This window comes from Arthrobacter sp. zg-Y1116 (assembly GCF_024385485.1).
In the GTDB taxonomy this organism is placed as follows: domain Bacteria; phylum Actinomycetota; class Actinomycetes; order Actinomycetales; family Micrococcaceae; genus Arthrobacter_B.
Genome location: NZ_JANFLR010000004.1, coordinates 662,750 through 684,549, shown reverse-complemented (window position 1 = coordinate 684,549; position 21,800 = coordinate 662,750). Strand labels below are relative to the sequence as shown.

General features: G+C 68.0%; 20 protein-coding genes. 4 read left to right on the top strand and 16 right to left on the bottom strand.

Annotated features, from left to right (window positions below; genetic code table 11):
- Positions 1-87: 87 nt before the first annotated feature.
- From NNX34_RS14530 to dapA, 5 genes are all read right to left on the bottom strand, one after another.
- Positions 88-576, bottom strand: coding sequence for a CinA family protein (locus NNX34_RS14530; RefSeq protein ID WP_255767197.1), 489 nt, complete (start codon positions 574-576; stop codon positions 88-90).
- Positions 573-1,163, bottom strand: a complete 591-nt coding sequence (gene pgsA, locus NNX34_RS14525) for a CDP-diacylglycerol--glycerol-3-phosphate 3-phosphatidyltransferase (RefSeq protein ID WP_255767196.1) — start codon at positions 1,161-1,163, stop codon at positions 573-575. Before pgsA ends, NNX34_RS14530 begins: the two co-directional genes overlap by 4 nt.
- A gap of 20 nt (positions 1,164-1,183) precedes the next feature.
- Entirely contained in the window at positions 1,184-4,075 is a 2,892-nt protein-coding gene (locus tag NNX34_RS14520) for a DNA translocase FtsK (protein WP_255767195.1), read from the bottom strand.
- 96 nt (positions 4,076-4,171) lie between these two features.
- Positions 4,172-5,872, bottom strand: coding sequence for a ribonuclease J (locus NNX34_RS14515; protein ID WP_255767194.1), 1,701 nt, complete (start codon positions 5,870-5,872; stop codon positions 4,172-4,174).
- A 6-nt stretch (positions 5,873-5,878) separates the two neighbouring features.
- Entirely contained in the window at positions 5,879-6,796 is a 918-nt protein-coding gene (dapA, locus tag NNX34_RS14510) for a 4-hydroxy-tetrahydrodipicolinate synthase (protein WP_255767193.1), read from the bottom strand.
- An 89-nt stretch (positions 6,797-6,885) separates the two neighbouring features.
- On the opposite strand from dapA, the gene NNX34_RS14505 reads away from it, so the two are divergent.
- Positions 6,886-8,073: a heparan-alpha-glucosaminide N-acetyltransferase domain-containing protein gene (locus tag NNX34_RS14505; RefSeq protein ID WP_255767192.1), complete on the top strand. Its 1,188-nt coding sequence runs from the start codon at positions 6,886-6,888 to the stop codon at positions 8,071-8,073.
- Here NNX34_RS14505 and NNX34_RS14500 read toward each other — a convergent pair.
- Genes NNX34_RS14500 through modA form a run of 9 tightly spaced genes read right to left on the bottom strand, consistent with a single transcriptional unit; the run spans position 8,070 to position 15,359 of the window.
- Positions 8,070-8,555, bottom strand: a complete 486-nt coding sequence (locus NNX34_RS14500; protein ID WP_255767191.1) for a hypothetical protein — start codon at positions 8,553-8,555, stop codon at positions 8,070-8,072. The two genes, NNX34_RS14505 and NNX34_RS14500, sit on opposite strands and share 4 nt — an antisense overlap.
- 8 nt (positions 8,556-8,563) lie before the next feature.
- Positions 8,564-9,322 carry a 4-hydroxy-tetrahydrodipicolinate reductase gene (dapB, locus tag NNX34_RS14495; RefSeq protein ID WP_255767190.1) on the bottom strand — a complete coding sequence of 253 codons (759 nt, stop codon included), beginning with the start codon at positions 9,320-9,322 and terminating at the stop codon, positions 8,564-8,566.
- A 17-nt stretch (positions 9,323-9,339) separates the two neighbouring features.
- The gene (locus NNX34_RS14490) at positions 9,340-9,777 is read right to left on the bottom strand and encodes a molybdenum cofactor biosynthesis protein MoaE (protein ID WP_255767189.1); all 438 of its coding nucleotides are present in this window, start codon (positions 9,775-9,777) and stop codon (positions 9,340-9,342) included.
- Positions 9,767-10,258 (bottom strand): molybdenum cofactor biosynthesis protein B, encoded by a 492-nt coding sequence (locus NNX34_RS14485; protein ID WP_227924494.1) that lies wholly within the window; start codon positions 10,256-10,258, stop codon positions 9,767-9,769. The genes NNX34_RS14490 and NNX34_RS14485 overlap by 11 nt, the downstream gene beginning before the upstream one ends.
- Positions 10,255-10,749 carry a cyclic pyranopterin monophosphate synthase MoaC gene (gene moaC / locus NNX34_RS14480; RefSeq protein ID WP_227924493.1) on the bottom strand — a complete coding sequence of 165 codons (495 nt, stop codon included), beginning with the start codon at positions 10,747-10,749 and terminating at the stop codon, positions 10,255-10,257. The genes NNX34_RS14485 and moaC overlap by 4 nt, the downstream gene beginning before the upstream one ends.
- Positions 10,750-10,795: 46 nt before the next feature.
- Positions 10,796-12,109, bottom strand: coding sequence for a gephyrin-like molybdotransferase Glp (glp, locus tag NNX34_RS14475; RefSeq protein ID WP_255767188.1), 1,314 nt, complete (start codon positions 12,107-12,109; stop codon positions 10,796-10,798).
- Between the two features lie 49 nt (positions 12,110-12,158).
- Positions 12,159-13,730 carry a molybdopterin-dependent oxidoreductase gene (locus tag NNX34_RS14470; RefSeq protein ID WP_255767187.1) on the bottom strand — a complete coding sequence of 524 codons (1,572 nt, stop codon included), beginning with the start codon at positions 13,728-13,730 and terminating at the stop codon, positions 12,159-12,161.
- On the bottom strand, positions 13,727-14,578 hold the full coding sequence (gene modB / locus NNX34_RS14465) for a molybdate ABC transporter permease subunit (protein ID WP_255767186.1): 852 nt from the start codon (positions 14,576-14,578) through the stop codon (positions 13,727-13,729). The genes NNX34_RS14470 and modB overlap by 4 nt, the downstream gene beginning before the upstream one ends.
- Positions 14,568-15,359, bottom strand: coding sequence for a molybdate ABC transporter substrate-binding protein (gene modA / locus NNX34_RS14460; RefSeq protein WP_255767184.1), 792 nt, complete (start codon positions 15,357-15,359; stop codon positions 14,568-14,570). Before modA ends, modB begins: the two co-directional genes overlap by 11 nt.
- A 38-nt stretch (positions 15,360-15,397) precedes the next feature.
- Here modA and moaA point away from each other — a divergent pair, with 38 nt between their 5' ends.
- Together moaA and NNX34_RS14450 are read left to right on the top strand one after the other, a co-directional pair.
- The gene (gene moaA, locus NNX34_RS14455; protein ID WP_370647081.1) at positions 15,398-16,570 is read left to right on the top strand and encodes a GTP 3',8-cyclase MoaA; all 1,173 of its coding nucleotides are present in this window, start codon (positions 15,398-15,400) and stop codon (positions 16,568-16,570) included.
- A complete protein-coding gene (locus NNX34_RS14450) occupies positions 16,571-16,831 on the top strand; it encodes a MoaD/ThiS family protein (protein WP_227924487.1) in 261 nt (86 codons plus the stop codon).
- A gap of 35 nt (positions 16,832-16,866) precedes the next feature.
- Here NNX34_RS14450 and NNX34_RS14445 read toward each other — a convergent pair whose 3' ends face one another.
- Positions 16,867-18,399, bottom strand: coding sequence for a long-chain fatty acid--CoA ligase (locus tag NNX34_RS14445; protein ID WP_255767182.1), 1,533 nt, complete (start codon positions 18,397-18,399; stop codon positions 16,867-16,869).
- A 66-nt stretch (positions 18,400-18,465) separates the two neighbouring features.
- Positions 18,466-20,856, bottom strand: coding sequence for an alpha/beta fold hydrolase (locus NNX34_RS14440; RefSeq protein ID WP_255767181.1), 2,391 nt, complete (start codon positions 20,854-20,856; stop codon positions 18,466-18,468).
- A gap of 183 nt (positions 20,857-21,039) precedes the next feature.
- Here NNX34_RS14440 and NNX34_RS14435 point away from each other — a divergent pair, with 183 nt between their 5' ends.
- Positions 21,040-21,768, top strand: coding sequence for a FadR/GntR family transcriptional regulator (locus NNX34_RS14435; protein ID WP_255767180.1), 729 nt, complete (start codon positions 21,040-21,042; stop codon positions 21,766-21,768).
- Positions 21,769-21,800 lie beyond the last annotated feature (32 nt).

Here is a 21,800-nt window from a genome sequence, read left to right as displayed (position 1 = left end):
TAAAGGAACCTTGGCGGTTCCTGATACTAACAACTGACGCCCTGCCGGTTTTGTTCCCGCCTGCGCAGCTTCCCGATTTCCGCCCCGCTAGCGGTCTTCCAGCACTGACGCCAGCATGGCGAGTGCTTCCCTGCATGCCGCCGTTCGGATGGCCGTACGGTCCCCCGCGAACAGAAACTCCCGGAAGGAGGTCCCTTCGGAAGTAGCGATCCCAAGGAACACGGTACCAACCGGCTTGCCGTCGTGTGTATCAGGTCCGGCGACGCCGGTGGTGGATACCCCGACGTCGGCGCCAAGAACCCGCCGCGCCCCGGCCGCCATGTGCTCCGCCACCCTACCGTCGACGGATCCGGCTTGGGCCAGGAGCTCGGCCGGAACCCCGAGGACGGACAGCTTGATTCCATTTTGATACGCAACCACGCCGCCCTGCAAAACCGCCGAGGCACCGGGGACCGACCCCAGCTCGGCGCAGAGCATGCCCGCGGTGAGCGACTCTGCAGTGGCGACGGTCCGCCCCGTGTCCCGGGCAACGGCCACAACCTCGCCCGCCAGGACGGCGGCAGGCGCGTCGCTCATGCGCGCTTGCCGGCGCGGCGCAGCTTGACGGCCTGCAGGACGTAGTCGACGCCGGTCACGACTGTGATGACGAGCGCGGCAGACATGAAGACGGCTCCGATCCACCAGGCCCAGGCACCCAGCCACGCGGTCAGCGGAAGCAGGAACACGAAGATGGCGAAGGTCTGGACCACGGTCTTGAGCTTGCCGCCCCGGGAGGCGGCCATAACGCCGTACCGGATCACAACGAAGCGCATCAGCGTGATGCCCAGTTCGCGGACGAGGATAACGATGGTGACCCACCACCACAGCTCGCCCAGCAGGGAAAGCATCACCAGCGCCGAACCGATCAGCAGCTTGTCGGCAATCGGATCGGCGATCTTGCCGAAGTCGGTGATCAGCCCGCGGCTGCGGGCAATATCGCCGTCGAGCTTGTCGGTGTAGATGGCGACGGCGAAGGTTGCCACGGCGAGCCAACGGAACAGGCCGTCACGGCCGTCGTCGGACGCCAGGAACCAGATAAAGAGCGGAACCATCAGGATCCGCGCCACCGTCAGGGCATTGGCGATATTGAGGGTCGGAACCCTATCGGTAGGAGAATTGCTCACGCCTTCAGCCTAGCGAAGATTCACCGGCCGGTGAGGTTCCAGGCATCTTCGGAACCGTCCGGGTCGTCCGCGTCGTCGTGGTAGTCGCTCGCCTGCGGCCTGCCCTCCAGGTCCGCGGCAACCAGGTCCACCGGCCCGGCAGGGTCGAAGCCGTGGTTGGCATTGGCGTTGTCCGCCAGCGCCGCGGCTCCGGCTCCCCCGGACGGCGCCGGAGCTTCGCCGCCGCTGATGGCAGCGAGGGTGGCGGCCAGGTCATCGGGCTTCACCAGCACGTCGCGGGCCTTGGAACCCTCGGACGGTCCCACCACGCCGCGGGATTCCAGCAGGTCCATGAGCCGGCCGGCCTTCGCGAAGCCCACGCGCAGCTTGCGCTGGAGCATGGAGGTGGAACCGAACTGCGTGGTCACCACCAGTTCGGTCGCCTGCAGCAGGACGTCGAGGTCGTCTCCGATGTCGTCGTCGATCTGCTTCTTCGGTGCCGTGACGGCGACGTCTTCGCGGTAGACGGCCTGCAGCTGGCCCTTGACGTGCTCAACGACCCGGTGGATCTCGGACTCGGTAACCCAGGCTCCCTGCACGCGGATGGGTTTGTTGGATCCCATCGGCAGGAACAGGGCATCGCCCTGGCCGAGGAGTTTTTCCGCGCCGGGCTGGTCCAGCACCACGCGGGAGTCGGTGACCGAGGAGGTCGCGAACGCCATGCGGGAGGGGACGTTCGCCTTGATCAGGCCGGTCACGACGTCGACGGACGGCCGCTGCGTGGCCAGCACCAGGTGGATGCCGGCGGCGCGGGCAAGCTGGGTGATGCGCACGATGGAGTCTTCGACGTCCCGCGGGGCGACCATCATGAGGTCGGCGAGCTCGTCCACGATCACCAGCAGGTACGGGTAGGCCCGGATGACCCGCTTGGATCCGGCCGGGGGCACCACCTTGCCGTTGCGGACGGCCTTGTTGAAATCGTCGATGTGCTTGAAGCCGAAGTTTGCGAGGTCGTCGTAGCGGGTGTCCATTTCGCGGACCACCCACTGCAGCGCTTCCGCGGCTTTCTTCGGGTTGGTAATGATCGGGGTGATCAGGTGCGGCACGCCTTCGTAGGCGGTCAGCTCCACACGCTTGGGGTCCACCATCACCATGCGGACTTCATCCGGCGTGGAGCGCATCAGGATGGACGTGATCATCGAGTTCACGAAGGAGGATTTACCGGCACCGGTGGCTCCGGCCACCAGCAGGTGGGGCATCTTGGCCAGGTTGGCCACCACGAAGCCGCCTTCGACGTCCTTGCCCACACCCATGACCATGGGGTGCTCGGTCTTCCGGGCGGAGTTGGACCGCAGGACATCGCCCAGGGCAACAACTTCCTTGTCCGCATTGGGGATTTCGATGCCGATGGCGGATTTACCCGGAATGGGCGACAGGATGCGTACGTCGGAGCTCGCCACGGCGTAGGCAATGTTCTTGGACAGCGCGGTGACGCGTTCCACCTTGGTGCCTTCGCCGAGTTCGATCTCGTAGCGGGTGACCGTCGGGCCGCGGGAGAATCCGGTGACCTTCGCGTCCACGTTGAACTGCTCGAGCGTGTGCGTCAGTGCGGCGACGACGGCGTCGTTGGCTTCGGAGCGCTCCTTCGCCGGCGGTCCCGGGGGCAGGAAGTCCGACGGCGGCAGCGTATAGGTGATGTCGCCGGAGAGCTGCAGCTGCTCGGTGCGCTGCGGGATGGGTGTGTTCGGCGGGACCGGCTGGACCGGCCGGGACGGCACGGGTGCTACGGGCGGAACGGCGGCCAGGTTCAGGACTTCGGTGGCGCCGGGGACGGTGCTGATGGCCTCGGTGGGCGGCTCGGCGGTGTCCATGCCGCCGTCGACGGGCAGGCCCTGGTTGCGGCGGATCTTCTGCGTGGCCAGTTCGGACTGCGTGGGACGCCGGACTCCAGGGGGTACTGCCGGCGCGGCCGCGGCAGCGGCTGCTGCTTCATCTTCCTCGTCCTGCAGCAGCGCGCGTTCAAATGCTTCGTCGCCGGCGAAACCGTCCTGCGCGGCAGCGGCCTCGGCTTCCTTTTCGCGGCGGCTCTTGCGCGGCTTGCGGACCTTTTCCGGCTTAGGCGTGCCGTAGAGGTAGCTCTGGTCGTGCGCTTCAGGATCATCGGGGTCCAGGTCCTGGCCCATGAGGTGTTCATACATTGCCCGCAGGCGCAGCGGAATATGGCGGAACGGCGTGGCCGTGATGATCAGGACACTCACGAACACCAGCAGCGAAAGGAGGACCAGCACCGGCCATTGAGTCAGGGCGGCGGACAACGGTCCGGCGACGAGGAAGCCGACGATGCCGCCGGAGGCCCAGAGCCGGTCGAACCCGTCCGACAGTGCGGGCAGGCCGCCCGCAATGTGCGTGATGCCGGAGCCGGCGAGCAGCATGATCACGAGGCCGATGCTGATCCTGCTGTTGGCTCGGTGCCGCTCCGGGTAGCGGAACAGGCGGACTGCGCCGGCGGTGAGCATAAAGGGCAGCACCACGGCCATCCAGCCGAATGTTCCGGCCGCGCCGGCGTGGATCACGTCGGCGACGGGACCGCGCAGGGCCCACCACTCGACGGTGGCGACGGCGAGGGCAAGCAGGATCAGGAAGAATCCGGTCCCGTCGCGGCGGATTTCGCGCTCGGGAGATACATCGGCGCCGAGCTTGCGGACGCCGGCCCCTGCGATGCGGGAGATGCCCATCCAGGCGCTCTCCACCGCGCGCAGCGGCAGCGGCAGCTGGTCCGGGGGCGCCTGGCGCGACGCAGAGGTCCCCCGGCCTCCGGATCCGCCGCGCGCGCTGGACTTGCCTGATGTCTTGCTTGAGCTGCCGCCGGCGCTCCGGGCCGAGGTCCGGCCGGAGGCACCGCTGCGTGCGGCAGGGGAAGTACGAGTCGCCATACGAGCCACGCTACCCGATGGGGCCCCGGATACCCTGAATTTACGCGGCCGGGAACGGTTTTCGGGCTACTTGCCCACCCTGTACCACGGCCCGGACTAGGCCTCGACCACTACCGGCACGATCATGGGACGGCGCCGCAGCCGGCGGTTGACCCAGGTCCCCACGACCCGCCGGACCACCTGCTGCAGCTGGTAGGTGGTGTGGTCGGTGTTGGAGCGCACCGCTTCTTCCAGGGCCGCACTGATCTTGGGAATGATCTCGTCGAAGACCGCGTCACCCTCGGCAAAGCCGCGGGCGTGGATTTCCGGGCCGGAGACGATGGTGCCGGTACTGCGGTTCACCACGGAAATGATGGAGATGAAGCCTTCCTCGCTGAGGATCCGCCGGTCCTTCAGGTCGGTGTCGGTGATCGCTCCGACGCTGGACCCGTCCACATAGACGAAGCCGCACTCCACTTCGCCCACCACGCGGGCCTTGCCGTCGCGCAGGTCGACCACCGTGCCGTCGTCGGCCAGGATGATGTTCTGCTCCGGGACACCGGTGGCAGCGGCCAGGCGGCCGTTGGCGATGAGGTGCCGGGTCTCGCCGTGCACCGGCATGGCGTTCTTCGGCCGCAGGATGTTGTAGCAGTAGAGCAGTTCACCGGCGGCTGCGTGCCCGGAGACGTGGATTTTCGCGTTGCCCTTGTGTACGACGTCGGCGCCCAGCCGCATAAGCCCGTTGATCACGCGGAACACGGCGTTTTCGTTGCCGGGAATCAGGGATGAGGCGAGGATGACGGTGTCGCCCTTGCCGATGCGGATCCGGTGGTCGCCGTTCGCCATCCGGGACAGGGCCGCCATGGGCTCGCCCTGGGATCCGGTGGACATCAGCACCACCTTGTTGTCCGGCAGCTCGTCGACGTTCTTCAGGTCGACCAGGATGCCTTCGGGCACGTGGAGGTAACCGAGTTTCTCGGCGATCGCCATATTGCGCACCATGGACCGTCCGACAAAGCAGACGAAGCGGTTGTCCGCGGCGGCAGCGTCGAGGACCTGCTGGACGCGGTGGATGTGGGAGGAGAAGGAAGCGACAATGATGCGCTTGTCCACCTTGCCGAACAGTTCCTGCAGCACCGGGCCGATTTCGCGTTCGGCGGTGGTGAACCCGGGGACGTCGGCGTTGGTGGAGTCTGCCATGAACAGGTCCACGCCCTCTTCACCCAGCCGGGCGAAGGCGCGCAGGTCCGTGATCCGGCCGTCCAGGGGCAGCTGGTCCATTTTGAAGTCGCCGGTGTGCAGCACCGTGCCGGCAGCGGTGCGGATGAACACAGCCAGCGCGTCGGGGATGGAGTGGTTGACCGCCACGAATTCGCATTCGAACGGGCCGAGCTGCTCGATCTGCCCCTCGGTGACCGTCAGGGAGAACGGCTTGATGCGGTGTTCCTGCAGCTTCGCTTCCACCAGCGCCAGCGTCAGCTGCGAACCGATCAGGGGAATATCGTTCTTCAGCCGCAGCAGGTACGGCACCGCGCCGATGTGGTCCTCGTGGCCGTGGGTGAGCACCACGCCGACCACGTCATCCAGGCGGTCCTCGATGTAGGAGAAGTCCGGCAGGATGAGGTCCACGCCGGGCTGGGTTTCCTCGGGGAAGAGGACACCGCAGTCCACGATGAGCAGCTTGCCGTCGATTTCGAAGACGGCCATGTTCCGGCCGATCTCCCCCAGGCCGCCCAGCGCGACGATCCTCAGGGTTTCCGCCTCCAGCGGCGGCGGGGTCAACAGGCCGGGTCCGGCGGTTTCGGCAGTTTCGCTCATGATTGCTTACGCCTCGGTCCGGGAGAAGTCCATGCCGGCTTCGGCCAGGTCGGTCAGGATGGCTTCCATCTCGACGGCGTCGGGGGCCACCAGCGGCAACCGGACCGCTGCAGTGGGAATGACCTTCTGCATCGCCAGGATCTGCTTCGTCGAAACGGTGCCCGGAATGTGGGTCATTACGGCACGGACCACCGGATCCAGTTCGAAGTGGATGCGGCGGGCGGTGGCGAAGTCCCCGGCTGCGGCGGCGTCGACCAGGGCGCGGAACTGCGCGGTGGCCACGTGCGCGGACACGCTGACGACGCCGACGGCACCGGCGGCCATCCACGGCAGGGTCAGCCCGTCGTCGCCGGCGTAGACGTCCAGCGTGGTGTTGGCCAGCACGCGGGTGATGCCGGCGAAGTCCGCCTTCGCGTCCTTCAGCGCCAGGATCCGGGGGTTCTCGGCCAGCCGGAAGATGGTGGAGGTGCTCAGGGCAATGCCGGCGCGGCCGGGAATGTCGTACACCATGACCGGCAGGTCGGTGGCCGCGGTGACGGCGTCGAAGTGCGCCAGCACGCCGGCCTGCGTGGGCTTGTTGTAGTACGGGGTGACCACCAGCTGGCCGTCGACGCCGGCACGCTCGGCACGGCGGGCCATCTCCACCGAGTGGGACGTGTGGTTGGTGCCGGTGCCGGCAATGACCTTGGCACGGCCGCCCACGGTCTGGGCGACCACGCGGAACAGGTCTTCCTTCTCGCTGTCTTCCAGCGTGGAGGTTTCACCGGTGGTGCCGGATACCACCAGGCCGTCGCAGCCGTCTTCGACGAGCTTGTTCGCCAGGTAGGCAGTGGCGTCGAAGTCCACTTCCCCGTCCTCGGTGAACGGGGTCACCATGGCGGTGACGAGGGTGCCGAAAGGAAGCGTGCTGTTTTGGAAATCCATGGGTGAAACGTTACCCGTTACGCACCGCAATGGGGCAACAGTATGTGGAAGCGGCAGCCGGCCCGGCGGCCTGTGAGACGATTCTGTGCATGAACCAACGCCGCCTGACCGGCATCGATGCTGCCCGCGGGATCGCCCTGCTGGGCATGATCGCCACGCACGTGCTGCCGCTCTACAACCAGGAAACCGGCGATCCCAGCCTGACCGGGCTGGTGTTCTCCGGACGTTCCTCGGCCTTGTTCGCGGTGGTTGCCGGCGTCGGGCTGGCGCTGCTGACCGGCGGCAGCGAACCCCATGAGGCGAAGGCAGTGAACCGGGACCGGCGCGGAATTGCGGTGCGGGCACTCATCATCGCCCTGGTGGGCCTGGCCCTGGGCGGACTGGAAACCACCATCGCCGTCATCCTCTTCCATTACGCCGTCCTGTTCCTGCTGGCGCTGCCGTTCCTGGGTATGCCGCTTCGCCGGCTGGCCGTCTGGGCCGGGGCCTGGCTGCTCCTGTCCCCGGTGCTTGCCTACGTGGCGCGGGACTGGCTGCTGCGGAACCTCTCGCCGTCGGATATCGGTGGAAACATCACCTGGGAGGCGTTCCTCTCCCCCGCCGCGCTGGCAGCGGATGTCTTCGTCACGGGGTTCTACCCGGTGCTGCAGTGGCTGAGCTATATCCTGCTGGGGCTGGTGATCGGGCGGCTGGCGTTGACCAGCCTGCCGGTTCAGGTGGGACTGCTCACGGGCGGGGTGTTTGCCGCCGTGACCGCAAAGTTGACCTCCTATTACCTGCTTGGTGAGCTGGGCGGTTTTGATGCCCTCCGGGCCACCGAGTCCGGGCAGCAGTGGCCGCTGGCACGGATGCTGGAGGTCAATCTCAGTTCGGTGGAGCAGACCGGTTCCTGGTGGTGGCTCGCGTTGGCAGGACCGCATTCCAACACCAGCCTGGACATGCTGCACACCGCCGGCACCGCAGCCGCCGTGCTGGGCGCCTGCCTGCTCCTGACGCGTGCCCGGCCGAACCTCCTGCTGCCCCTCTCCGCGGCCGGCGCCATGACCCTCACCCTGTACAGCCTGCACGTGTGGGTGATGACCATGGTGGACCAGCAGAGCCCGCCCCTGGAACCGATGCCGGTGTACTGGATCCAAGCGGCGATCCTGGTGGTGCTGGCCGTCCTGTTCCAACGCATCGACGCACGCGGCCCGCTGGAACTGGTCACCTCGGGCGCCTCCCGGCTGGCCCGCGGCAAGGGCGGCCGGACCGCGGCCCCGGCCCGGCAGAAGCGCTAGGCTCCGGGCTGGTTCCGGGTTCCCGCATAGAGCCTGCCGGCCTGCCGCATGGTGCGCCGGGCGCGCGTGCGGTCCCCGGCGGCGTCGTAGGCGCAGGACAGCCGGAACCAGCTGCGCCAATCCTCGGGGGCGGCCTCGGTCTCGGCCTTGTACACGGGGAACTGGGCGTCCGCGGCTTCCCGCACAATCCGTCCGGCAGGCGTACGCGGCAGGTCATCCACCGGCAGCCGGCCTTCCTCGGCCAGGATCCGGGCCATCTGCTCCGTCCGGTTGCCGAACATCAGCTCGCGGATGAGCGCCCACGCGCCGACCACCGGCAGCACCAGGTAGGCAAGGCCCATCAGTTTGGCCGAAATTTCGTCAGAAGTGAGCAGCAGCCAGCCGCGCTGCGCCGAGACCCACAGGTAGAAGAAGAGCAGCAGGGTCACCAGGGCCACGCCGAGCTTGGCGCGGTTGGAGAAAAGGCCGGTGAAGAAAGACAACGTGTTCCTTAGTCGTTCAGGTTGAGGTAGCCGTCAAGTCCGACGGTCAGTCCGGGATGGCCGGCGACCTGCCGCAGGCCCAGCAGGACACCGGGCATGAAGGAGGCGCGGTCGAAGGAATCATGCCGGATGGTCAGCTGCTCGCCCGGCCCGCCCAGGAGCACTTCCTGGTGGGCCACCAGCCCGCGCAGCCGCACGGAATGCACGTGCACTCCGTCCACCTCCGCGCCGCGCGCTCCCGGCAGTGCCTTGGTTGTGGCATCCGGAGAGGGAGCCGCAGCGGCCTCGGCGCGTGCGGCGGCGATCAGCTGCGCGGTGCGTACGGCCGTTCCCGAGGGGGCGTCCACTTTGTCCGGGTGGTGCAGCTCAATCAGTTCCACCGATTCGAAGTAGCGGGCGGCCTTGGCGGCGAAGGCCGAGGCCAGCACGGAGCCGAGGGCGAAGTTCGGCGCGATGAGCACACCGGTAGCGGGGGACGTTTCCAGCAGCTTCGCCAGGCGGCCCAGCCGCTCGGCATCCCATCCGGTGGTGCCGACCACGGCGTGCATGCCGTGCTCGACGGCGAAGCGGACGTTGGCCTCGGTGCTGTCCGGCACGGTCAGGTCCACTACGTACCGGGCACCGGCCGAGACGAGGGTTTCCAGCGGGTCGGTACGGCCCAGCGCTGCAACGAGTTCCATGTCTTCGGCGGCCTCGACGGCGGCAACGGCCTCGGACCCCATGCGGCCTGCGGCCCCGAGGACCGCTACGGCAAGTTTTTCGCTCATAGGCTCCAGATTACCGGTCAGGGCCGGTCGCTGACGCCCACCCACTCGGTGCTGCCGTCCGTGAAGCCCTGCTCCTTCCAGATGGGCACGTTCGCCTTGACCGTGTCCACGAGCTCGGAGCAGGCCGCAAACGCGGTGCCTCGATGGGCCGAGGCGACGGCAGCCACCAGGGCGGCGTCACCGATGTCCAGGTCCCCGGTGCGGTGGGCCACCCAGATCCGGACGCCGTCGTATTTCGCCGCAATTCCGGCGGCTACCTCGCCCAGCACGGACTGTGCCGTGGGGTGGGCGCTGTAGGCAAGTGCCGTGACGGACTTGCCGTCGTCGTGGTTGCGGACGATGCCGCTGAAGAGGACCACGGCGCCGCAGTCCGGCGACCACGCGTTCTGTTCGGCCTCGGTGCTGCTCAGCGGCTCGGCGGAGACGGTGGCACGGACAACTTCGCTAGTGTTCACGCTTTCCTTCCAACTGGCCGCAGATATGGCCGATGATCGGTTCCAGTACGGCCAGCCCGTCCGCCACCGCGGCCGGGGAACCGGGCAGGTTCACCACAAAGGTGCGGCCGGCGGTGCCGGCGAACCCGCGGCTGATGGCGGCCATCGGCGTCGAGGCCAGCCCCTTGGCACGGATGGCTTCCATGACTCCGGGCACGTGCCGGTCCAGCAGGGGCTCGGTGGACTCGGGGGTGACGTCGTCCGGGCTGAGCCCGGTGCCTCCGCTGGTGAGCAGGACCGAAGGTTCGAGGGCGAGGATGCGCTGCAGCGACGCGGCGACCTCCACGCCGTCGGGCACCACTTCGGCCAGCACAATGTCATAGCCCAGGGCATACAGCCAGTCGGCAATCAGCGGGCCGCATTCATCCTGGTAGGTGCCGGCGGCGGCGCGGGTGGAGGCAATCAGTACCCCTGCGGTGCGGCGGGATGACGGAGTGCTCACAACGCCCAGTCTCCGCTTTTGCCGCCGGACTTGGCCCGCACCATGATGTCGGTGATGCGGGCATGTTTGTCGACGGCCTTGATCATGTCGTAGAGCGTCAGTGCGGCCACGGAGGCGGCGGTCAGCGCTTCCATTTCGACGCCGGTGAGTGCCTTGGTCTTCACGGTGGCTTCCACGACGACGTCGCCCTCCCGCGGGGTGAAGTCCACGGTGACCTTCGTCAGGGGCAGCGGATGGCACAGCGGGATGAGGTTGGACGTCTGCTTGGCGGCCATGATGCCGGCCACCCGGGCCACGGCCAGCGCGTCGCCCTTCGGCAGCCCGCCGTCGGCAATCAGGCGTACCACCTCGGCGGTGCTGCGCAGCACGGCCTGTGCCGTGGCCTGGCGCGTGGTTTCGGTCTTGGCGGAGACATCCACCATGTGCGCGGAGCCGTCCTCGCGGACGTGGGTCAGGCCGGCGGGGTGGAGGTCTTCGGGTTCGGCGCTCACGGCAGGGTCCTTTCGGGCACGGCGTCCGGGCGGGACACAGTTGCGGTTATTCCAGTAGCAATACTGTCACTTCTGCGCCGGCTTCGAGGTGCTCCGTCCCCACGGGGACGGAGATCAGGGCGTTGGAGGAGGCCAGGGCATGGACCAGGTGGGACCCGGGTCCGCCCACCGGTTCCACCGTTCCGGCCGTGTACCGGCCGCGGCGCACCTGGTGCTTGCCGGCGGGGCTGCCGAGCGGGGCGGTGAGGCGGGCGGGCACTTCCGCCCGAGGCCGCGGCGCGCCGGTGACGGCCGTCAGGGCCGGACGCAGGAACATCTCGAAGGAGACCAGCGAGCTGACCGGGTTGCCCGGGAACCCGAGGAACGGGACGCCGTCGACCGTGCCGATGCCCTGCGGACCGCCGGGCTGCATGGCCACGGACAGGAACGCCACGTCCTGCGAGGCGAGGCCCTGGCGCACCACCTCGTAGGCTCCCTTGCTGATGCCGCCCGAGGTGAGGACCAGGTCCGGGGCGTCTGCCGCGACGTCGGCACGGAGCCGGTCAGTGAACTCCTGCGGGGAGTCGGCCAGGATCCGGGACCGGAGTACCTCCGCGCCCGCCTCCTCGAGCGAGCTGCGGAGCAGGGTGGTGTTCGCGTCGTGGATCTGGCCCGGCCCGAGCGGCCGGCCCGGTTCGATGACTTCGTCTCCGGTGGTCAGCAGCAGCACCCGCGGCCGTGTCCGGACGGTGACGCGGTCCAGGCCGAGTGCCGCGAGCAGGCCCAGCTGCAGCGGACCCAGCACGGCACCGGCGGGCAGCGCCGGGGTTCCTGCGGCAATATCGCTGCCTGCCCTGCGGACAAACTGCCCGGCGGGCACCTCTGCGGGGACCGCCACGGTGCCAGGGGGCTCCGCGGCGGGCACGAAGGTGTCGGGCGTGCAGGCCTCGATCGGAACGACGGCGTCGGCACCCTCGGGCAGCATGGCACCGGTCATCACGGGTGCGGCGGTGCCGGGGAGCAGCGGCGGCGGTGCCGAGCCGGCCGGGATGGGTGCGGCCGTGGCCAGGCGGACCCTGCCGGGGGCCGGCGGCAGGTCCCCCGCGGCAGCGAGGTCGGCAACCCGGACGGCGTAACCGTCCATCTGCGAGTTCGTAAAGGGCGGCAGGTTCCCCGGTGCACGCACTTCGGCGGCAAGGAGCCGCCCGGCCGCGGCGTTCAGTGCCACGGTCTCGTGGGCGGGCGGATGCGCCTGGAACCAGGTCCGCAGGAGGTCCTCCACGGCTTGCCGGTGGGCCGCTGCCTGCCGGGGTCCGGCGGTGTCGGACGGTGCAGCGGATGCCGGTGCCGGGACACCTTGTGGAGCCGGTTCTACCGACATGTTCCTCCTTGGGAGATGGGTGGGCAGGAAGTCGAGGGCTGGAAAGGCCTCAGCGCACCGTCACCCGAATTGTATGCAGGCCGGTGGCTCCGTCGGGAAGCACTGGCCGTTTTTCTTCCGCCTGCCGGACGCCGTTCGCGTCCACGGCCCGGACCGTGATGTCGTGCCCGCCCGGGGCAAGCTCCACTGCGATCCGGTACTGCCGCCACGTATCCGCGGAGATCCCGGGAGCCAGCTGCGCGTCCTGCCAGCCGCCGTCGTCCACGCGCACCTGTACGGCACTGATGCCGGTGTGCTGCGCCCACGCCACGCCGGCCACGGTGACCGTGCCGGCGGAGACCGGCGTACGGCCGGGAACGTCGATGCGGGAGGAGAGCTTGACCGGGCCGCGCTCGCCCCAGCCCCGGTCCGTCCAGTAGGCGGTCTCATCCGCGAACCGGGTGACCCGCAGCTCGGTGACCCACTTGGTCGCCGACACGTATCCGTACAGTCCGGGCACAACCAGCCGGACGGGGAAACCGTGTTCCAGCGGCAGCGGTTCCCCGTTCATGCCTACGGCCAGCAGCGCGTCCCGGTCATCGGTCAGTGCCTCCAAAGGGGTGGAAGCGCTCCACCCGTCCCGGCTGGTGGAGAGCACCATGTCCGCGCCCGGCTGCACCCCGGCCCGGGCCAAAAGGTCCCGGACCGGCAGCCCCAGCCACCGGGCGTTGCCGATCAGGTTCCCGCCCACCTCGTTGGAAACACAGGCGAGGGTGACGTAGCTTTCCTGCAGCGGCGCCGCGAGGAGTTCCGCGTAGCCCAGTTCCACTTCGCGGTCCACCATGCCGGTGATCCGCAGCCGCCAGTCCGCCGGGTCGATCAGCGGCACGCTCAGGGCCGTGTCTATCCGGTAAAAATCGGCGGCGGGAGTCACCAGCGGCGCCAGGCCGTCGACGGCGAGCTCGGCTCCGGCGGGTATCGCTGCCGCACGCCGGGACGGCACCGGCAGCCGGACCGTTTCGCGCAGGGCCGTGACGCCCACCTGACCCCCGCGGGCTATCCCTGCCAGCGCGGCACCGAGCAGGGCCACCGCCGCGCCCCCGCCCACCGAGGTGAGCACCGTACGGCGGCGCACCGCGGCGTCGTCGTTCGTCTGCGCCGCGGCGAGGTCCCGGATCCGCGCCGTAAGCGCCCGCAGGACCAGGACGGCCACGCCGGCAGCGGCTATCGGCGGCAGGAGGGCCAGCAGCGAGAACTGCTGCCGGGTAAGTACTGCCGCCAGCCCGGCGGCCCCGAAGAGCCCCAGCACCGCGGCGCCCGTCGGCGGACGGCGCAGCTCCAAGACACCGGCAGCGACGGCGGCAAGCGCGATGATCAGTCCCATCCCCACCAGCAGCGCGGCCTTGTCAGCCGTCCCAAAGAGGTTGATCGCGGCGTCCTTGACCGGGCCGGGGACGGCGTCGATGACCACCGAACCGACGGCGGAAACCGGGGACAGCGACGGACTGGCAATGGCGGCGAGCAGCTCCCCGGAAGCCACGCCGAGTCCCGCGGCGACCAGTCCTGCAGCCGCCGCCCACCACCGGTTGGTCCGCTCCGGGCCTCCGGCGGACCCCCGGGCGGGCCGTCCCCGGGTGCTCATCGCGGCAGCAGCCGTCCGGTGGCGATTCGGGCCAGCAGCAGGACCAGCAGGTACAGGGCAATAAGCATCAGGCAGATGCCCAAGGCCGCCTGCGGCTGGTTGGAGTTCAGGCTCAGTTCGATCTGCAGCGGCAGGGTCCGGGTGCTCCCTTCAATGCTCCCCGCGAAGGTGATGGTGGCTCCGTATTCGCCCAGTGACCGGGCGAAGGCCAGCAACGTGCCCGCCACGATGCCCGGAAGCGCGAGCGGCAAGGTGATGTGGCGCAGGATCGCGGTGGGACCCGCTCCGGACGTGGCGGCGGCCATTTCCAGGTCCCGGTCAACGGCGGACAGGCTGTTCAGCGACGCGACCACGAAGAATGGAAGGGAAACAAATACCTGGACAATAACGACGGCGGCCGGCGAGTACCCCACGTCCAGTCCCACGGTGCCGAGCAGCTTCCCGGCTATCCCCTGCCGGCCCCAGAAATACAGCAGGGCGATGCCGGAGACAACGGGTGAGAGCACCAGCGGGATCAGCAGGATTCCGCGCATCAGCCGGATCCATGGCCCCTCCAGTTTGCTGAGCAGCACGGCCAGCGGCAGGCCCAGCAGGACGCAGAGCAGCGTGGAGCAGGCCGAGGTGGCCAGGGAGAGCCCCAGCGCGGTGCGGGCCGCGTCGGAGCCCAGCAGTTCCGGCAGCGATGTCCAGGGGACATTCAGCAGCAGCGCCGCGACCGGTCCGGCGCACAGGAGCAGCGCGACGCCGGCCGGCACCCAGAGCCAGGCGGGCGTCGTGGCGCGTGCCTCCCGGCTCATGGCGGATGCGGAGCCCGGTGCCGCTTGGAATTCCTGCGTCCTAAGGGGCATCGTTGCTCCCCGGGTCCGCCGGGCCGAACCCTGCCTCGGCGAGGATGGCTGCCGCTTCCGGGCCCGTAAGCCATTCGTAGAATGCTGCCGCATCGGCGTTGCCGGCCCCTTCAGCGGTCAGTCCCGCGGGGTACCGGTTAGGGGCGGGATCCTCCAGCGGCAGGTAGGTCACGCCGGACCCGGCTGCGGCCAGGGCATCGGTCCGGTAGACAAACCCGGCGTCGGCCTGGCCGGTGGCGACCTTGGTCAGCACCGAGCGGACGCTGTCCTCCAGGCTCGGTGCGGGAACGGCTACGCCGGCTGCCTCCAGGACCCGTGAGGTTGCCCGCCCGCACGGAACCGAGGGTGCACACAGGGCGGCCCGGACGCCGTCGCCCGCAACATCGCGTAACACTCGGATCCCGGCCGGGTTGTCCGCGGCCAGGGCCAGCACCAGGTTGTTGCTGGCCAGCACCGTCTCCCGGTCCAGCCCGGTCCGCAGGGGGTCGAGTGCCTCGAGGTCGGCCGTAATCACCACGTCCGCTTCGGCGCCGGACTGCAGCTGCGCTACAAGCTGGCTGCTGGAGCCGATGTTGACGCGCAGGCGCCCGCCGCCGTCGTACGCCGCATTCAGCTGCCCGACCACGTCGGTGAGCGAGGACGCCGCAAAAACCGTGATGCCGGCTCCGCTGCGCGCGGCGGCGCCGGTGGAGTCCGGGGACGTGCACGCGGCTGTGGAAGCTGCAAGAACCGTCACGGCGCACGCTGCCAGGGTCCGGCGGCCCCGCGGAACAAAGCGCATTTATAGAGCCTAACTGTCAAAGGGCGTAACCTCGAGGAATGGGAACACAGCTGGGAATGCCTGCAGTACGCCCTTCCCCCAGTACACCAGAAATCAGCCCGGCGGAAGCCGCGGCACCGGGCAGCGGTTCCTCCGCCGCCGCGTCGGCGCTGCCCTCCCCCGCGTCTGCCCTGGCGCTTTCCCCGGCAGACGGTCTGCTGGACCGGCACGGCCGCCGGGCCACGGACATGCGGCTGTCGCTGACGGACAAATGCAACCTGCGCTGCACGTACTGCATGCCCGCCGAAGGGCTCGACTGGCTGGCCCGGGACAAGGTACTTGCCCGGGACGAAATCGTGCGCCTCGTCCGGCTCGGCGTCGACCGGCTGGGCGTGCGCGAGCTTCGCCTGACCGGCGGTGAACCGCTGGTGCGTGCGGATCTGGTGGACATTGTTGCCGGTATCCGGGCCAACCACCCGGAGCTGCCGATTTCCCTGACCACCAACGGGCTCGGCCTGGACAAGAAAGCCCAGGCACTCAAGGACGCCGGCCTGACCCGTATCAACGTGTCCCTGGATTCCCTCCACCCGGATACCTTTGCCCAGCTCACCCGCCGCCCGTTCCTAGACCGGGTGCTGCGCGGGGTGGAGGAAGCCGCCCGGGTGGGCCTGGGCCTGGTCAAGATCAATGCCGTGCTGATGCGGGGAATCAACGACGCCGAGGCACCGGACCTGCTGGAGTGGGCGGTCAGCCGCGGCTTCGAACTGCGGTTCATTGAGCAGATGCCCCTGGATGCGGACCACGGCTGGACGCGGGACGGAATGATCACCGCCGCCGAGATGCGGTCCCTGCTGGAACGTGACTTCGTCCTGACGCCCGACCCCCGGGAGCGCAACGGCGCACCGGCCCAGCGCTGGGAGGTCCGCCGGCACGCGGACCCGGCAACGGTTGTCGGGACGGTCGGCATCATTGCCTCCGTCACCGAACCCTTCTGCGCCGAGTGTGTCCGCACCCGGATCACGGCCGAGGGAAAGGTCCGCAGCTGCCTGTTTTCCCACGATGAGACGGACCTGCTGGCACTGCTGCGCAGCGGCGTGGACGACGACGCCGTCGTCCGCCGCTGGCAGGAAGCCATGTGGGGCAAGCCCAGGGCACACGGCATGGGCCATGCCGGGCTCGGCGACTCCGACTATGTCCAGCCCGAACGAACCATGAGTGCGATAGGCGGCTAAGTGCTGATCAGATACTTCGGCGCTGCGAAGGCAGCAGCCGGCACGGAAGAAGAACACCTGGATGAAGGGCCGCTGACGCTGGCCGAGCTGGCGGAAAAGCTTGCCGCCCGGTACCCGTCACCGGGTGCAGGCATCCCCGCTCTCGGTACGGTGATTGCGCGCAGCACGTTCCTGGTCAATGAAACGGCTGCCCGGAACCCGGACCTGCTGCTGCAGCCGGGGGACGTCGTGGACATCCTCCCGCCCTTCGCAGGCGGGTAGGCGCAGGAGCCCGGCAATGGTTTTGCCGGGCAGGCTCACCCGGAAACTCCCTGGTGGTTGCGCAAATCCGTCTTGAGCAGTTTGCCGGTGGAGGTGCGCGGCATGTGGTCGATGAACTCGATGTACTTAGGGATCTTGAACCGGGACAGGAGGGGAGCCACCGCCTCGCGGATGCCTTCCCCGCTCATGAGTTCACCGCGTGCCTCGGGCACGATGAATGCCTTGCCGACTTCGCCCCATTGTTCGTCGGGCACCCCGACGACGGCGGCTTCGGCGACACCGGGCACGTTCAGCAACGCGGTCTCCACTTCGGCCGGGTACACGTTCTCCCCACCGGAGACATACATGTCCTTGTACCGGTCCCTGATCCAGTAATAGCCCTCTTCGTCCTTCTCCGCGGCGTCCCCGGTGCAGAACCACCCGTCGGTAAACGCCGCAGCGGTAGCGTCGGGGCGCTGCCAATACTCGCGGATCACGTTGGGTCCTACAGTCTGGATTTCCCCGATCTCCCCCGGCCGCGCCGGCTCACCGCCCGGGGCGACGAGTCGCACATCGACGAGAAACTGCGGCTTGCCTGCGGAGCCGGCCTTGCTGACCCCGTCCTGGCCGTTAAGTTTGAGCACCGCCGGGGCGGTTTCAGTCAGACCGTAGCCCTGTTGGACAGCGACGTCCCGTGCGGCCCAGCTGCGCAGAATACGTTCGGGTACCGGCGCCCCGCCGACGATAATGGTCCGCAGCGATGACAGGTCCGATGTGCCAAACAGGTGATGGTGGGCCAGAGCGTCGAGCATCGCAGGAACTGCGAACAGGCTGGTCACCCCTCGATCCTGGATTGCCGAGAAGATGGCTTCCGCCTCCACCCGCCGGTGCACCACGATGGTGCCGCCTTTGAGGAAGGTCGGCAGCACGAGCCCGTTGAGCCCGGCGATGTGGAACAGCGGGGCTGCCGCGAGGCACACCTCGTCAGGACGGATGTCCGAATCGATGAGGACATTGATGTCATTGAAGAACAGGTTGCCGTGAGTGAGCAGCGCTCCTTTGGGCCGGCCGGTAGTACCGGAGGTATACATCAGCACCGCGGGATCCTCCAGGCCACAGTTGACCTCCGGCACCGGCTGTGAATCAACGGGCAGCTGCCCGTATGCAACTCCTGCGGTCCCGCTGCCATCGATGTCCACCAGGACGGCGGCGGGGATCCTCCCGGCGATCATCCTGCTGGCTTCGGCCTGCTCCCGTCCGAAGAACAGCACGAGCGCACCGCTGTCCGTCAGGATGTACTCCGCCTCTGCGGGCGCCAGGCGGGCGTTGACCAGCACGGAGATCGCCCCGATCCGCGTCGTGGCGAACAAAGTCTCGAGCAGCGCCGGATGATTTACGCCCCAGTAGGCCACCCGGTCACCCGGACGGACGCCTTGACGGGCCAGCCAAGCGGAGAGTGCCTCCACCCGGGCAGCGAATTGTGCGAATGTCAGCGCTGCACCCTCGAACTCCACTGCTACTCGATTGGGGCTCAGCATCGCCCGCCGGCGCGGCCAGGATCCGATTCCTAAGTTCTGAAGGCTGGGCATGTCGTGTGGTCTGCTTTCGGTTTTGAGAAGGGGTGTCTTAGGCGCGTCCGGTCAGCGGGATGCGGTTCAGCGGGATGCGGTGAGGGTATCTTCGCCGCCGGATGCGGGCGGGAGGGGCGCCTCGGCCCAGAAGCCGCGGATCAGACCGGCAAACTCTTCGGCCCGCTCGATCTGCGGCATGTGCCCGGTGTCCCGGAAGGCGTGGGTGCGGGCCTGCGGCAAGTGTTTGCCGGCGGCGGCGAGCTGGGCGAACGGGAAGATCCTGTCCTTGTCACCCCACACGACCAGGGCGGGCACGCGCTGCGCCGCGACTCCGGCCATCAGCTCCTCTCGCCAGGCATCGCGGGAACCACGGATTGTGCCGAGTGCCGCAGCGGTGTCCAGGAAGACACGGGTGGCGTCCGGTCTCGAGGCCAAACGGAATCCACGGCTAACCCTCTCGTCTGTGACCAGTGCAGGGTCGTGGAAGAGGTTGAGCTCGACGCGTCGCGCCGAGGCCGGACTGGGTTTGCCCATGAGCAGTTTGCCCAGCGGCCGGACCGACATCAGCCGGACCGGCAGGGCGACCTCGCGGCCGAAGCCGGCGCTGCCGGCGAGCACGAGGCTGCGCACCCGCTCGGGAGACTGGAGCGACAGTTGCATGGCGACGGCTCCACCGAGGGAGTTGCCCACCAGGTGCGCGGGCGAAGCGATACCCACCGCGTCCAGGAAGGCCGCCATAAAGCGGGCCAGGGCCGGCAGTGTGTACGGTTCGCGCAAAGGCGCGGATTCACCGAAGCCAGCCAGGTCGACGCTTACGACGCGGTACCCGTGGCCGGCGAGCAACTCGTGCTGCTCGGTCCAGTCCTCGAGGCTGCGGCCGATTCCGTGCACCAGCACGACCGGAGTGCCTTCCCCCTCGTCCCGATACCGGACCTGTCCGCCCCCGACCAGGATGCTCCGAGTATGAGGAGTATTCAGCCCCTCTGCCACCTCCGGCGCCGGGACCGGGGCGCCGCCCCTGCGCTGGAAGCTGATGGACCCGTCCTCAAGCCGTCGGCCGTTGAAGAGCCGGATGTCCTTAATATAGTTTTGGTGCAGCCGCCAGGGCACCCGCGAACCCTGCTTGGCCATCCCGTCGACTCCCCTCCGGATGTAGCCGGCGTCGAGGTCGAGGAAAGGATGGGGAGTTTCATCGGTGGGGGTGAGCGGGGTCGCGCTGGCATACCCGTTCGCGTCCAGATGCTGCAGGAGACGGCATGCGTATCGGCTGATCAGGTCGGCCTTCAGGGTCCAGGAAACGTTGGTGTACCCCGAGACCACGCTCAGGTTGGGCACACCGGAGATCATCATGCCCTTATAGGCGAACCGCTCGCCGACATTGACCTTCTCGCCGTCGATGCTCAACGTCATGCCGCCCAGCCACTGCAGGTTCAGCCCGGTGGCAGTCACGATAATGTCGGCGGGAAGCTGCTCGCCGGACTCAAGCTCTATCCCGTCCTCGGTGAAGGTCCGGGTGCCGCCGGTGACGATAGAGGCTTTGCCGCCACGCAATGCCGTGAACAGGTCGCCGTCAGGGACCGCACACAACCGCTGGTCCCAGGGGTTGTAGGGCGGATTGAAGTGCGTATCGACGTCGTACCCCGCGGGGAGCAGCTTGATGGCGTCCTGACGGATCTTGGCGCGGACCATGTCGGGCTTGCTGCGACTCAGGGTGTATCGCAGGTGCAGGTTCAGCCAGTTCTTCCACCGCAGGACCGAATAGGCCAGGGAGGCCGGCAGTACGCGCCGCAGCACATCAGCCAGAGGATCGACGGTTGGCACGGACGCGATGTACGTGGGGGTGCGTTGCAGCATGGTCACGTGCTTGGCCTTCTCGACCATGTTCGGGACCAGTGTCACAGCGGTGGCGCCGCTGCCGATGACAACCACGCGCTTGCCCGTGTAGTCCAGATCCTCCGGCCAGTGCTGGGGGTGCACGATCTGGCCGCGGAAGCCCTCCTCGCCCTTGAATGCCGGGCGGTAGCCCTCGTCGTAGCGGTAATACCCGGTGGCACCGATAACCCACGAGGCGGTGAATTCAATGGTCTCCCCCGTGTCCGTCCGCTCTGTGGTCACCCTCCATTGGGCATCCGCCGTGGACCAGTCCGCTGACAGGACCCGGTGGTGGAACCGGATGGAGCTGGTGATTCCATACTCGTCGGCGGTCTCCTCGACGTAGCGCCTGATCGACTCCCCGTCGGAGATCGCCTTCGGCTCCTTCCATGGCTTGAAGGAGTAGCCGAAGGTGTACATGTCCGAATCGGAGCGGATGCCGGGGTAGCGGAACAGGTCCCAGGTCCCGCCAATGGCACCGCGCGACTCCAGGACGGCGTACCGCTTACCGGGACACTCCCTTACGAGATGGGCGGCGGCACCAATACCGGACAGGCCGGCTCCGATAATCAGGACATCTACGTGATTAGTGACCTCGGTCATCGTTCTCCTTTGAAAGATGTACTGGGGTGAAATCAGGGCCTCGCACCCAATAAGTGAAGGACAACCCAATAAGATATAATGAATGTGAAATTCATCACTATGAATTCGAGCCTAGACTGGGTGCACATTCCCGTCAAGGGTGAACCCAAGGGGCCCGAACTCGCAGGGCGGAAGGAGGGTCGGATGTCGATCCAACCAAGCAGTCGCGCCCATGACGTGGCTGCCCTGCTGGTATCCCTTTCCGAGAGCTCCCAGCCCGGGGCGCGCCTGGGGCAGAAGGATGAGCTCCGCGAACGGAGCGGAGCATCTTCCGGGTCCTTCAACGAAGGTCTCAAAATCGCGCAGGACCGAGGCGCCGTGGAGGTCCGCCGAGGGCCCGGCGGGGGCATCTTTGCTGTTGAACGGACCGTTCTTGGACGCCTCGGCGGCGAGCTGATGACCTTGGACACCGGCGACCCCAGCGTGGCTGAGGCCCTGCGAATGCGGAATACCCTCGATCCGCTCGTGGTGTCGGATGCACTGGATCACGCGACCATGGCCGACATCGCCCGACTGCACGAACATCTGGACCAGATGGAACAGTCGATTGAAACCTGGGACATAAACGGCTTCATGAAGGCCTGCACCAAATATCAAAGACACGTGCTCTCTTTGTCGCCGAACGCCATGCTGCGCCCGGTCTTCGGCGCGCTCCTGGACATCCTGGAGCGTGAAGCGGTGCCGATCTCAACCATGGGCCGTGCCTTAACCGAAGAAGGTCTTCGTGCTCGCCTGGCATTCTTTACGCGGATGACCGCTGCCCTGGAAAGGCGGGACCGCGAAGCCGCGTACGCCGTCATGGTGGAATCCACCGTGGGCTGGCGCCCATACCTGCCCCGCGAGAGCTCCGCGAACGGGCAACACCCTGACTGATATCAACGGCGCTGAAGGCCGCCCTTCACGGC